The organism is Alphaproteobacteria bacterium (genome assembly GCA_024244705.1).
In the GTDB taxonomy this organism is placed as follows: Bacteria; Pseudomonadota; Alphaproteobacteria; order JAAEOK01; family JAAEOK01; genus JAAEOK01.
This window is the reverse complement of record JAAEOK010000036.1, coordinates 1-12,655: the sequence shown is the minus strand read 5'-3', so window position 1 is coordinate 12,655 and position 12,655 is coordinate 1. Positions and strand designations below refer to the sequence as shown.

Below are 12,655 nucleotides of genomic sequence, written 5' to 3'. Positions count from 1 at the left end.
GCTAGGCTCTGCCACCCGAAAGCAAGGGCATGAAAACTGCCACTCTGATAGCCGCGGGCTGGGAGCTTGGGAGACGATTTAACAGATGATCAAGACAAGGAAGCTTGCAATTAGGGCAACCAATCATCAAGACGCTATCAAGAAGGACAGGGGCCCCGACAACGATCGAAGCTGGGCGGTAACAAGGCTTTTGATCGGCTTGGCGGCTTTCGGAGTCCTCAGCGGAGTTGCAGTGGCGTGGCAGGTTACGCCACTTCGGGACTGGGTTGACCTGGGCCAGTTCCTCGACCGAGTGCGAGCCCTTGGGAACAGTCCGGTGGCCGTGATTGTTGTTCTGGCTGCTTATCCGGTCAGTGGGCTGCTGATGCTGCCGACCACGTTGATCATCCTTGCGAGTCTTGCGTTATTTGGCCCCTTGTGGGGTTTCATTTACGCGATCCTCGGCTGTCTGCTGAACGCTTTGGCCTTTTACGGCTTGGGGCGAGTCTTTGCACGAAGGAGCCTGGGATTCCTGTTCAGTCGCCAGTTGGATCAGGTCACCGCAATGCTCGCCGGTCACGAGATTTTGGCCGTTGCGGCCGTCAACTGGTCACAGGTCGTAAATTTGATGCTGAGCGGCCTGGCCGCTGGCGTCCTCCGTATCGGCTTTGGGCGCTACTCGGTCGGGACTCTGCTCGGGACCGTGCCAGGAATCATTGTTCTGACGATATTCGAAGACAGGCCTGACAAGGCAATTCATCAGCCAACCACGGTCAATGTGGTCGGCTTGATTGCAGTCGCGATCTTTTGGCTTTTCGCAGCGATTTGGTGTGCCCGTCGATTGGTCAAGGGCTGGAGGCACGCACGATAGCTTGGGTTGTGTTGGAGCTGCCCCGGTTTCGTGGAGGAACGTCTCAAAAGGGTCAAAAGCGGACATCCCCAATGCCACGGGTATGAGTCCGCTATGCTTCCATATTCGGACTTGCGGCAGTTGTTGTTCGCAATGGTTCAAATGTGAATCAAGCCCCAAAACGGAGCATTGGGCCATGCGCTACGAACCCGCCGACGATGAACAGGCCGCCATCTGGCCGTCGCCCTAATTCGGCGCGGCGAGCGGCCAGGTGTTGGCAAAGCGTTCCTTGTTTTCCGGCTCGTCGGCGGCGAAGCAGTCGATGCCGGTTTCCTTCGCGATAACCGCCCGGTTGCGTTCGATGGCGTCGAGGATGTCCTTCTTGAGAATGCCTTTGTAGGCGCCGACACGCGACCGTGACGGCGGCTGTCCGTCGAGCTCTGTACTGCTGGGGTCCGCCGGCGGCCGCTTCACCGGCCAGGACAGATCGTCGTCGGTGGCGGGCGGCGAGATATCGAGGAACTTGGCGATTTCGCCGAGCGTCTCGCGGGGCGACACGACCAGCCCCTCGTAGCGCACGAACAGCAACCGCCCGCCGCCCAAGACCTGCCGTGATTGGTTGAGAGACTTATAAAGCCCGACGAAGCGCTGCAATTCGTCGACGATGTTGAGGCGCTTGTTGATGCGATGCCAGCGTCCCCATTGCGAGGCCACGGTATCGCGGGGATCGCGGATCATGACCAGGAATTTTGCGTTCGGGCACAGGCCGGCAAGGTCCTCGAAGTGCGGCGTCAGCCGTGGCGCCTTCTGGACGATCCGGCGCTCGGGGCCGAAGCGCGCCGCGACATGGCCGAGATAGCGGTCGACGGCCTCGCGGTGAAACGCGGTGAATTCCTCCCGGGACTCGAAGTAGTCGGAAACATGATCGTCGAACAGAGCGTTCGAGACGCCGTAGGCGTGCATCAACTGCCACAGATAGGTGCACTCCCGCGTCAGTTCGATGGTGTCGTCGCTTTTGCAGATCAGGCCGTGCACCATCGTCGTGCCGGTACGACGGCGGCCGCCGATAAAGATACAGGGCGAGTCGGCATGGCTTTGCATGACCCTCGCCTATCGCTGCCGCGGGCCGGGTGGGATACCGGGACCGGACATCGTCCTACACACCCAGCGCGCGCCGGTAGACATCGAGAATCGCCTCTTGCTCCTGCAAGTCGGCGCGATCCAATTTACGGAGGCGCAGCACCTGCCGCATCGTCTTGACGTCGAACCCGTTTCCTTTGGCCTCGGCGAAGACCTCGCGGATATCGGCTGCCAGCGCGGCCTTCTCCTCTTCCAGCCGCTCGATGCGTTCGATGTAGGACCGCAACTGGTCCGCGGCGATGCCGCCGATATTGGTCATGCGTTACTCCTGTTTGTCCGGATATGAGAGCGCGAGAGCGGCACGATAGCGGCGCCCCGGGCGGCGATCAAGACGGTGCGGCCAACCGCGCGGCGGCGTCCTGGTGTTGGGCCCGCAATTGGCCCACATCGAAACCGGGAATGGCGCCGTCGACCACCCGCCACTGGCCGGCGATCATCAACTGGTCGACCCCGTGGGCGCCCGACAGGATGAGCGCGGCGAGCGCATCGCCATGGCCCGAGAAGCGCAAATCGTCGAGCCGGTAGAGGCCAAGGTCGGCCTGCTTGCCGACCGCGATCTCGCCGATGTCGGTGCGGCCGAGGCAGGCCGCCGACCCCCGCGTCGCCCAGCGCAGGGCGTCGCGGTGACTGATCGTCGGGTCGCGGCGCGCCACCCGCTGCAGCAGCAGGGCCTGACGGACTTCCTGGATCAGGTTGGAGCAGTTGTTCGACGCCGAGCCGTCGACGCCGAGCCCGACCGCGCAGCCCTCGGCCTCGAGATCCGGCACCGGGCAGAACCCGGAGGCGAGGATCATGTTCGAACTCGGGCAATGGCAAATCCCGGTGCCCGCCGCGCCGAGACGCTTTCGTTCGTCGCTGTTGAAAAATACCCCGTGGGCCAGCCATACGTCATCGGCGAGCCAGCCGACGGAATCCAGGTAGTCGAGCGGCCGGTGGCCGAAATGCTCGAGGCAATAGGCGTTCTCGTCCTCGGTCTCGGCGAGATGGGTATGGAGGCGAACGCCGAGCCGGCGCCCGAGCTCGGCGGTATCGCGCATCAACTCGCGCGACGCCGTGAACGGCGTGCAGGGCGCGAGGGCGATCTGCACCATGGCCCCGGGGCCGGTTTCGTGGTGGGCTTTGATCAGCCGCTCGCTGTCGGCGAGGATGATTTCGGCCGGCTGCACGACCTCGTCGGGCGGCAGCCCGCCATCCTTCTCCGACAAATCCATCGAGCCGCGCGTCAGAACGACCCGCATACCGAGCCGGCGCGCCTCGTCGACCGCGATATCGATGGCGTCGCCGATATGCCGCGGAAAAACGTAGTGATGGTCGGAGGTCGTCGTGCACCCCGACAGCATCAACTCGACCATCGCCATCCGCACCGCAACCCGCACCGATTCCGGCGTCATCCGCGCCCATACCGGATAATGCGCCAGCAGCCAGGGAAACAACTCCTTGTCGAGCGCCTCGGGATGGGCGCGGGTCAGGGTCTGGTAGAAATGGTGGTGGGTGTTGATCAGCCCCGGCAGGACAACATGTTGCGACGCATCGAAGACCGTATCGATGGCTGTCCGCGGCGCCGCGCCGGCCGCCACCAATTCGACGATCTCGGCGCCGTCGATGACGACGCCACCGGCGGCGCCGTCGGCCAGGATGGCGAGCGGATTCTTGATCCAGGTCGTCACCGGAGCGCCCGCCGTCTCACCGCGTCACGATATCTCGGCGCTCAGTCGCGCGGCCGGTTCTGCTCGTAGGCCGCTTTCTGTTCCGCCGTCGCCTCGGTCTGGTGTTTCGCCTTCCACTCGTCATAGGGCATGCCGTAGACGATCTCGCGGGCATCGTCATTGGTCATGTCGATGCCTTTTTCCTCGGCCGCCGCGCGGTACCATTTCGACAGGCAATTGCGGCAAAACCCGGCCAGATTCATGAGATCGATGTTCTGCACATCGTTGCGCTCGCGAAGATGCCCGACGAGGTGGCGGAAGGCGGCCGCCTCGAGCTCGGTGCGTGTGGAATCGTCCATGTTCTTTGCTCCCGAATGTTTGCTCTTATATAGCCCGCCCGACGGCACCGGCCAACCTGTCGCCATTCGTCCGTAGCCTGGCGGGCTAAGACACCGCTCAGAGCCTATAGCCCGACCTTGGTGTCCTCGATCAGCATGTCGACGACCGCCATCAAACCTTCGCGGTGGCTGGCGCCGTCGGCACAAGCCTGGTCGAAGGCCGCGATCTGGCGGTGGGCGCTGGTGCCATCCTCGACGATCTTGCGCGCATGGCGGATCTCCTCGACGCAGTCGAGGCGCTCCGCGTCCTCGCCGATCAGGTCGAAGATCTCATCGAGCAGCCCGCTATAGGGAACCACTTGGCCGAGGCCGAAATCGACCAACCCTTCGGCGTGGCCGTAGCGCTGGGCGCGCCACCGGTTCTCGCGGATCAACAGCGGCGAGTAGATGCGCCAGCGCTGGTTCCGCCGCCGCAGCCGATAGAGCATGCTGAGCCAGCACATGTAGATGGCGGCGATACAGATCGTGTCCTCGACCCGGGTGCAGATGTCGCTGACCCGCATTTCCAGGGTTGGGAAACGGGCGCTCGGGCGGACGTCCCACCACAGCTTGGTGGCGTCCTCGATCACGCCCGAACGGCACATCATGTCGACGAAGCGCTGGTAGTGCTCCCAGCCGTCGAACCGTTCCGGCAGGCCGGTTCGGGGCAATTCGTCCCACACCGCGATGCGGTAGGACATCAACCCGGTCTTGTCGCCGCGCCAGAACGGCGACGAGGTGCTCAAGGCCAGGATATGGGGCAGGACGTAAGTGACCTGGTTCATCAGGTCGATGCGCAGGTCATTGTCCTCGATGCCGACATGGACGTGCATGCCGCAAATCAGCAGCCGCCGGGCGACCGCTTGGAGGTCGCGGGCGAGGATGTTGTAGCGATCCTTGTCGGTGTGTTTCTGCTCGCCCCAATCGGCCATCGGGTGGGTCGAGGCGGCGATCATGCCGAGGCCATAGTTATCGGCGACATCGATGATGGTACGGCGCAGGCGCTTGAGGTCTTCGGCGGCCTCCTTGATCGAACCGCAGACGCGGGTGCCGACCTCGATCTGGGAGCGCAGGAACTCCGGAGTGACCTGCCCTTCCAACACCTTTTCGCAGTCGCGCAACACCTCGGCCGGCGGGTCGCTGGCGAGGTCGCGCGTCTCGCGGTCGACGAGGAGGTATTCTTCTTCGATTCCGACGGTGAAGGTCGGCTCCTTGAGTGACGTCACGGGGTTTCTCCCTGATAGAGTCCGTCATCGGCCAGCGCCCGTTCCAGGGCGTCACCGAGAATTTCGGTCCAAGTCTCGATGCCCTGGTGAGTGTCGATAAGATCCTGCCGCATTTCAATCAGGATATTGGGCCGATCATGGACGTCGGCGTGCTCGGCGACCGTGTAGCCATAGGGGTCGCGCGCCGAATAGGGGACATTCTCGCCAACGATGACGCCGCGGTTGGCGGCCAGGGCATCATAGAGCGGCCGTACCAGGCGCCGATCCCGGTTCCACAGCAACCCGGCGTGCCACGGCCTCTCGATCCCTTTGAAAAAAGGCGTGAAGCTGTGAATGGAGACCAGTCCGGGCAGGGGAACACGGGCGACCATTTCGTCAAGCGCCGTATCCAGCGCCGCGTGATAGGGGCGGAACAGCCGATCCCTCCGCGCTTCGAGATCGATCGGAGCAAGGCCCCGGTTGCCCGGAATCACCGTCCCGTCGCTGATCTCCGGAACCGAGGTCGGATCGTGCAGGTAGCGGTTGTTGTCGATGACCAGCCGCGAATAGGTGGCGACAATGGCCGGCGCCTTGAGCCGTTCGGACAGCGCGCGGGTGAGATCGCCGGCGCCGATGTCGATGGCGATATGGCGGCCGAGCGCCGCGTCGTCGAGGCCGAGCCGGTCGAGCGGCCCCGGGATGCGGTTGCTGGCATGGTCGCAGACGAGCACATAGGGCGCCGGCGCCGCACCGTTGAGACAATCGAACGGCGGCGGGTCATCGGCACCGAGCACGGGTTCAGCGGCACCGGATTCTGCCAATTCTGCTGACATGCAGTTCCCGAAAGATATTTATTCACAGGCTCGGAATCGCTCGATCCGGCGCTCTAGGATGTATCCCTTGCGGCGCCCACGCGCAACCCTAGCCCGGATTTTTCACCAGGGATCGCGGTGTCATCGCGGTGGATGAGTCGCCCGGCGCATACCGATTGACGCACCGCGAGCCGTGGGATTAGATCACCGGCCATGGCCAGCCACACATTCTTCTGTATCGACGCCCATACCTGCGGCAATCCGGTGCGCGTCGTCGCCGAGGGCCAGCCCGCGCTCGCCGGCACCACGGCGAGCGCGCGGCGCCAGGATTTCCTCGCCCGCTACGATTGGATCCGCACCGGCCTGATGTTCGAGCCGCGCGGCCACGACATGATGTCGGGCAGCCTGCTCTACCCGCCGACCCGCGACGATTGCGACCTCGGCATCGTCTTCATCGAGACCAGCGGTTGCCTGCCGATGTGCGGCCACGGCACCATCGGCACCGTCACCGTCGCCCTCGAGCGCGGCCTGGCGACGGCCAAGGAGCCCGGCCTGCTGAGGCTCGACACGCCGGCCGGCGTGGTCGAGGCGGCTTATCGGGAGAACGACGGTCATGTCGACGCGGTGCGCATTCGCAACGTGCCGGCATACCTTCACAGCGAGGGCGTCGAGATCGACTGCCCGGAGCTCGGCCGGCTGCGCCTCGACATTGCCTATGGCGGCAACTTCTACGCCATCGTCGATCCACAGGAAGGCTACCGCGATCTCGCCGACCTCGGCCCGGCCGGCGTGCAGCGGCTCAGTCCGATCGTCCGCGACCTGGTCAACGCCGTGGTCGAACCGGTCCACCCCGAGGACGGCACCATTCGCGGCGTCAGCCATGTGCTGTGGGCCGGGGCGCCGACCGCGGCCGAGGCCGACGCCCGCAACGCCGTCTTCTATGGCGACAAGGCGATCGACCGTTCGCCATGCGGGACCGGCACTTCGGCGCGCATGGCGCAGTGGGCGGCCCAGGGGCGGCTCGCGGTCGGCGACGAATTCGTCCATGAGAGCATCATCGGCAGCTTGTTCAAGGGCCGCGTCGAGGCCGAGGCGCGGGTCGGCAACCACCCCGCGATCGTGCCGTCGATCGAGGGTTGGGCGCGGATCACCGGGCTCAACACCATCTTCATCGACGACCGCGACCCCTACGCCCACGGCTTCCAGGTGGTGTAGCGCCGGGACCGGCGAGAACAACGATCGAGCAACAACATCGTTCGCCGGGGTCCATGACCACCAATCGAGGAAAATTAGCGCCCCAGCGAATCCCGCTCCGCGTGCTGACCCAAGCCGAGCGCGACACCACCCGGTTGCCCTTCGTCGAACAAGCCGATCCGCATGACGGCATCTGGGTGTTCGCCTACGGCTCGTTGATCTGGAACCCGGAGATCCGCCACGACCGGGCGGAGCCGGCGCGGATCTATGGTTATCACTGTGCGTGTTGCCTGCGCACCATCTATTCCCGCGGCACGCCCAAGCGGCCCGGCCTCGCCCTCGGTCTCGATCGCGGCGGCTCGTGCCGGGGAATCGCGCTGCGCATCGCACCGGCCGACGTCGCGACCGAAACCGACGTGCTGTGGCGGCGTGAGATGTACAGCGGCGTCTATCGCCCGGTCTGGGTGAAAGCGGACACCGAACGCGACCCCGCCGCGCGATCACGTTCGTCGCCGACCCCGGCTACGAGGCCTATCTCGGCAAGCTGCCGATCATCGAGGTCGTCGAGCGCCTGGCGACCGCCCACGGCAAATTCGGCAGCGCCGCCGACTACCTGGCGCGATTGGTCGAGGGGCTGGATGGCGCCGGCATTCCCGACCGCCGGCTGCAGGCGCTCCACGATCTGGTCGAAAAACGACATGCGTCGCTCTAAGGACGCGCCCGAATGAGGCGTGGGGTCCGACAAGAAATCCCATGAAAATCGACCAAACCGTCCTAATATAGGGGTGGGTTGCTCTGTCTTGGGTTGGATTTGCGTTGTCATGAAGCGCGCATGTGGGGTTTGTGTTGCGAGTGTCGCGGTGTTTTTCGCCGCGGGAGTTGCCGATTCCACGGAAACCGCCGCCCTTTTCCGGTCGGCCCAGGATCACGCAGTCAACGGGCATACCCTCCATCAGCCGCGAAACGGCGTGGAGGCGCCGTGCGGCAGCCGGCAGAACGGCACCTCTCACCCCGAGACCGATATCGGCTGGTCTTATCTCGGCGGCGGCAGCACACAGGCCCTGCTCGAAGACGGCACCGCTGTCCAGCGCCTCCGGAGGCCGCCCCGCCAATATGTCGAGATCGTCACCGAACTGGCGACCGAATACGACTTGGACCCGCGTCTGGTGATCGCGGTGATGGCGGTCGAATCCGGCTTCCACCGCCGTGCCGTCTCGCCCAAGGGCGCGCAAGGCCTGATGCAGCTGATCCCGGCGACTGCCGCCCGCTTCGGCGTCGGCGATCCGTTCAATGCGCGGCACAACATCACCGGCGGCATGAAGTATCTGCGCTGGCTGCTCGATCACTTCTCTGGCGGCCTGCCGTTGGCCTTGGCGGCATACAACGCCGGCGAAAACGCGGTCATCGCCCATGGCGGCATTCCGCCGTATGACGAAACCCGTGACTATGTTCGTCGCGTACTGTGGCTCTATGACGGCATCGTCGCCTTCGGCGCACAGAGCAACGGCGAGGTTTCGTTGTGGAGCCCGGCGCCCTGGCTCAAGGCGGCCAACGGCGGCAAAAGCGCGTCGAACTGTTAGCACATTGGCGCGGCGGTCGCCGATTGCCTGGGCCCTGGGCGACCCGTACAGTCGACGCCGTCGACGCTCATCGCCAAAACAGGTCCTACCGATGTCGCCCTATCTCCTGTTGACCATTGCGGCGGTCGCCGCCGCCGGGATCACGCTTAGCCTTCAGTCGCCGATCAATGCGGTGCTCGCCCGCCACGCCGGCGACCCGGTGGTGGCGTCGATGATTTCATTCGCGGTCGGCACCCTGGTCCTGCTCGCCATCGTCGCCACGCGCCTATTAGCCGTGCCATCGCGTAAATCGCTTGCTTCCGGGCCCGCCGATCTGGTGGAATTCCGCCGCAATTGAAGGCGGAGGCGTGCCGGCATGCCGATCGACTATGAGAAACTCTTCGACCACAACCGGGCGTGGGCAGAAAGCGTCAAGGCGAGCGATCCGGATTTCTTCCTCAACCTTTCACGCCAGCAGTCGCCGGAATTGCTGTGGATCGGCTGCGCCGACAGCCGCGTGCCGGCCAACCAAATCATCGACCTGCCGCCGGGCGAGGTCTTCGTCCACCGCAACATCGCCAACGTCGTGGTGCCGTCGGACCTCAACTGCCTCTCGGTCCTGCAATTCGCCGTCGAGATCCTGCACGTCAAGCATATCATCGTCTGCGGCCACTATGGCTGCGGCGGCGTCAAGACCTCGATGTCGAACGACGATCATGGACTGATCGACAATTGGCTGCGCCATATCAGGGACGTCCACCGCCTGCACCGCGATCGCTTTGCCGGGCTCGATGAGGACGCGGCGGTCGATCTGCTGTGTGAGCTCAATGTCACCGAGCAGGTGCGGAACGTGTGCACGACGACGATCGTGCGCGACGCCTGGCGCCGCGGCGCCGACCTCCATGTGCACGGCTGGATCTACAGCATCCGCGATGGCCTTTTGAAGGACATGTGCGTGAGCAAAGGCGAAATCGATCCCCTGGCGATCGGGACCGGCGGCCCGGACGCGGCCGGGTAACCGTCGATGTATGTCCGCAGCGGCATCACTGCCAAACATCTGTTTCGAGACTCGTGGCTGTTCCTCGTTTTCGCGGCGCTGTGGGCGTCGCTGGTCGTCTACGTGCACGAAATCCTTGGTCTGAAATTCGTCGCCATACCGCTATTGCCGGTAACGACGGTCGGCATCGCGGTCTCGCTCTACCTCGGGTTCAAGAGCAATTCGGCCTACGACCGGTGGTGGGAAGCGCGCCAGCTCTTCGGCCTGATCGTCAATTACAGCCGCGCTTGGGCCAGTGCCGCACAGAACCTGATCTATGCGCCCGACAAGGAGGTCGACCCGACGGTTCAGCGCGAGCTGATCAGGCGCCACCTGGCCTGGGTCAACGCGCTCGCCTACCAACTTCGCAAGACCGGACGGTTGAAGGAATCGCACGTCACGCATCTGTTCGACCATCGCAAGGTGTTCGACGATCCGGCCTTTCATCAGGATCCGGAATCCTATCGCCGATACCTGTCGCCGGCCGAGGTCGAGGAGATGGAGCGCTATGCCAACCCGGCGACACACATCCTCAACCGACAAGCCAAGCGCCTGCGCGAGTTGGCCCAAGACGGCTTTCTCGACAGCTACCGCCTGGTCGAGATGATGGGCCTGCTTACCGAGTTCCATAATTATCAGGGCAAATGCGAGCGCCTCAAGAACACGCCGTTTCCGCGCCAGGTCGCGAATTTCGGATTGATGTTCACCTGGGTGTTCATCCTTCTCCTGCCGCTCGCATTCGTCGATACCTTCGAGGCCGAATTGACGATTCACCGCTTGTCGGGGCTGCTCGGCCACGAGTACATGTTCACCATGGTCCCGTTCACGGTCCTGATCTCGTGGGTCTTTTTCATCATGGAAAAGGTGAGCGACAGCACCGAGGACCCGTTCGAGGGCGGGGCCACCGACGTGCCGATCAGCGCGATAACCCGAACCATCGAAATCGACTTGCTTCAAATGGCCGGCGATGAAGAGGTGCCGCCGCCGCTGCAACCGATCGACGGCGTGTTGTACTAGGGATGCGGCGCGGTCTGGGAGATCAGCGGCCTATCGCCACCACCGAGCCGCCCGCCCCGCCACCGGGCATCGAGGCGAACTCGATGCCCCTATCCCGACGCCATCCCGCGGCGGGCGGTTTCGGATGTGGCCGGTGAAGCCGCGCGGGGTGACGATCGGCTGATAGACGAGCGGGTCGGCCATCGCCGTCCACCCGGCCTCGCGGCGCTTGCCCCAGGCGTCGAAGGAAAGGCGTTCGACCAAGAGCCCGGCCGCGTCGGTGACGACGTTGAGGGAGCCATGTTGGTTGCGTGGCAGACAGGCAGGATCCTCGGCGTCGGCGTCACAGGTGTTCCCATTTCGATGCAGCCAATGACGCCACAAGACCGCGTGGGACCCGCGCCGCACCCTTACCAATCCCCCTGAGAATCTCTAGCCAGTTGGTCTTGCATTTGGTATCAGCTCATTCAGCGGCCCGTTCAACTAGCGAGTGGCACTTCCCGCGGAAACAGGTCAAGCCGAACCCAAAGTTGGGGTTCGATTCAACGATGCGTTGTGCCCGTATCGAGTTCACACAGGGTGACGCTACCTTCATCATCGGTCGCCATTTCATTGCTGAGGTGGTGCATGACACCATCGACGGCGCAGTCGTTCGTGATCCCCACCGCGATAAGCTCGGCGAGGCGGTCGGCAATCTCGACCGTGTAATGGATCGGGTCCCAGTAGTTCGAATCGCGGAGCGTGATCCGGGACGGGATCATGAAGTCGAGGACGGCGGTATTGGGGTGCCGTGCCGCAATTTCGGTCAGTCTGTCTTTGCATTCCTCCATTCGGGCCGCCTTTTCGGAACCGGAGTCGCCTTGTGTGAAATGGTGATAGGGGACAAGGAACAAGACCTTTTCGGACTCGACGGGCAATGCATCGAGTGCTTTCTTCATCAGGGTGTGACTGGGGAAGTGCCAGGCCGCGCGGGTTTCCGGGCTCGGCCGCGACGCGCCATCGGCCGGCTCCGGGCGACGCGGTCCCTTTTCCCCGTAGATTTTCCGCTGCGCCCACGCGAGATCGTACTCGGAGGCCGGCGGCAGGAAGTTGGCGTAGCCGTCCCGCCCGAACCGGCCCGCGCGCAGGCCGAAGGCGAAGCGCAGTGTGCGATAGGTGTCCTGTAAGGCCCGGACATTGAACAGGTTGACGTAGTCGTTCCACGGATTGTCGTCATAGAGCCATTCCGGAAAGTCCCGGAACGTGGTCTTGACCAATGTGTCGCCGACCTCGCACCAGACCCTGTCGACACCGATCAGGATCCTTCGGGCATTGGCATGGTTGCGGGCGAAGACCGCCAGCAACTCGACCTGCTCGTAAGCGGTCGCGCTGTCCATCGACAGGTTGACGAAGCGGCCGCCCAACGTTTCGTTCAGTTTGTCCGGGCGAAGCAAACGGACCGTCGACGTCCCCACGACGGCACTGTCGAAATTTGGCTTCCGCGCTAGGGCCGGATAGGGATAGCGCTGGTTGCCGGTGACCGGCACACGCTCGAACGGCAATGAAAGGGCAAGCGAATCATCCGGATCGACCAGGACAACAAGCGCGTAGAGGGCGACGGTCAGCCCCAATGCAGTGCCGATCGCCGTCCGCCAATAGTTCCGCCACCGCGGGTCCATCACGCTCGTCCTCAGAATTGAAAATAGATGAATTCTTCGCTGGCCGTGCCGCCGATCTGGAGTGTTATACCAAATCCCGTTGATCATGACCTATGTGCCCATTGCCTGTGTCCGATCGACATGATTTTCCAGGGCTGATCGATGAGCTTGTTCCAGGCGTCACAGCAGTGGTCGACGATGTCGTCGTATGAGTTGAAGACGCG

Annotated in this window: 16 protein-coding genes; 7 read left to right on the top strand and 9 right to left on the bottom strand. The window is 63.8% G+C overall.

Annotation, left to right across the window (positions count from 1 at the left end; translation table 11 throughout):
* Positions 1-85: 85 nt before the first annotated feature.
* A complete protein-coding gene (locus GY791_04590; protein MCP4327700.1) occupies positions 86-850 on the top strand; it encodes a TVP38/TMEM64 family protein in 765 nt (254 codons plus the stop codon).
* A 225-nt stretch (positions 851-1,075) separates the two neighbouring features.
* On the opposite strand, the gene GY791_04585 is transcribed toward GY791_04590, so the two are convergent.
* The 6 genes from GY791_04585 to GY791_04560 form a co-directional block, all read right to left on the bottom strand.
* Positions 1,076-1,930: a sulfotransferase gene (locus GY791_04585; GenBank protein MCP4327699.1), complete on the bottom strand. Its 855-nt coding sequence runs from the start codon at positions 1,928-1,930 to the stop codon at positions 1,076-1,078.
* A 55-nt stretch (positions 1,931-1,985) separates the two neighbouring features.
* A complete protein-coding gene (locus tag GY791_04580; protein ID MCP4327698.1) occupies positions 1,986-2,228 on the bottom strand; it encodes a DUF2312 domain-containing protein in 243 nt (80 codons plus the stop codon).
* A 67-nt stretch (positions 2,229-2,295) separates the two neighbouring features.
* Positions 2,296-3,636 (bottom strand): 8-oxoguanine deaminase, encoded by a 1,341-nt coding sequence (locus GY791_04575; protein MCP4327697.1) that lies wholly within the window; start codon positions 3,634-3,636, stop codon positions 2,296-2,298.
* Between the two features lie 41 nt (positions 3,637-3,677).
* Positions 3,678-3,974 (bottom strand): DUF1244 domain-containing protein, encoded by a 297-nt coding sequence (locus tag GY791_04570; GenBank protein ID MCP4327696.1) that lies wholly within the window; start codon positions 3,972-3,974, stop codon positions 3,678-3,680.
* 104 nt (positions 3,975-4,078) lie between these two features.
* The gene (locus tag GY791_04565) at positions 4,079-5,218 is read right to left on the bottom strand and encodes a carboxylate-amine ligase (GenBank protein MCP4327695.1); all 1,140 of its coding nucleotides are present in this window, start codon (positions 5,216-5,218) and stop codon (positions 4,079-4,081) included.
* Entirely contained in the window at positions 5,215-6,030 is an 816-nt protein-coding gene (locus tag GY791_04560) for an N-formylglutamate amidohydrolase (GenBank protein ID MCP4327694.1), read from the bottom strand. The genes GY791_04565 and GY791_04560 overlap by 4 nt, the downstream gene beginning before the upstream one ends.
* 192 nt (positions 6,031-6,222) lie before the next feature.
* Between GY791_04560 and GY791_04555 the strand changes: the two genes are divergently transcribed.
* The 6 genes from GY791_04555 to GY791_04530 all read left to right on the top strand — a co-directional run bounded on the left by GY791_04555 (position 6,223) and on the right by GY791_04530 (position 10,815).
* Complete coding sequence (locus GY791_04555) at positions 6,223-7,224, top strand: 4-hydroxyproline epimerase (GenBank protein ID MCP4327693.1); 1,002 nt, start codon at positions 6,223-6,225, stop codon at positions 7,222-7,224.
* Positions 7,225-7,277: 53 nt separating this feature from the next.
* Positions 7,278-7,931 (top strand): hypothetical protein, encoded by a 654-nt coding sequence (locus tag GY791_04550; GenBank protein ID MCP4327692.1) that lies wholly within the window; start codon positions 7,278-7,280, stop codon positions 7,929-7,931.
* Positions 7,932-8,024: 93 nt separating this feature from the next.
* Entirely contained in the window at positions 8,025-8,783 is a 759-nt protein-coding gene (locus GY791_04545; protein ID MCP4327691.1) for a lytic transglycosylase domain-containing protein, read from the top strand.
* A gap of 91 nt (positions 8,784-8,874) precedes the next feature.
* Positions 8,875-9,120: a hypothetical protein gene (locus GY791_04540; GenBank protein ID MCP4327690.1), complete on the top strand. Its 246-nt coding sequence runs from the start codon at positions 8,875-8,877 to the stop codon at positions 9,118-9,120.
* An 18-nt stretch (positions 9,121-9,138) separates the two neighbouring features.
* Positions 9,139-9,780: a carbonate dehydratase gene (can, locus tag GY791_04535; protein ID MCP4327689.1), complete on the top strand. Its 642-nt coding sequence runs from the start codon at positions 9,139-9,141 to the stop codon at positions 9,778-9,780.
* 6 nt (positions 9,781-9,786) lie between these two features.
* A complete protein-coding gene (locus tag GY791_04530) occupies positions 9,787-10,815 on the top strand; it encodes a hypothetical protein (GenBank protein MCP4327688.1) in 1,029 nt (342 codons plus the stop codon).
* 30 nt (positions 10,816-10,845) lie between these two features.
* Here GY791_04530 and GY791_04525 read toward each other — a convergent pair whose 3' ends face one another.
* The 3 genes from GY791_04525 to GY791_04515 form a co-directional block, all read right to left on the bottom strand.
* On the bottom strand, positions 10,846-11,202 hold the full coding sequence (locus GY791_04525) for a hypothetical protein (GenBank protein MCP4327687.1): 357 nt from the start codon (positions 11,200-11,202) through the stop codon (positions 10,846-10,848).
* A gap of 134 nt (positions 11,203-11,336) precedes the next feature.
* Positions 11,337-12,452: a hypothetical protein gene (locus tag GY791_04520; protein MCP4327686.1), complete on the bottom strand. Its 1,116-nt coding sequence runs from the start codon at positions 12,450-12,452 to the stop codon at positions 11,337-11,339.
* 83 nt (positions 12,453-12,535) lie between these two features.
* A partial coding sequence (locus GY791_04515) for an IS630 family transposase (protein ID MCP4327685.1) occupies positions 12,536-12,655 on the bottom strand: 120 nt, incomplete at its 5' end.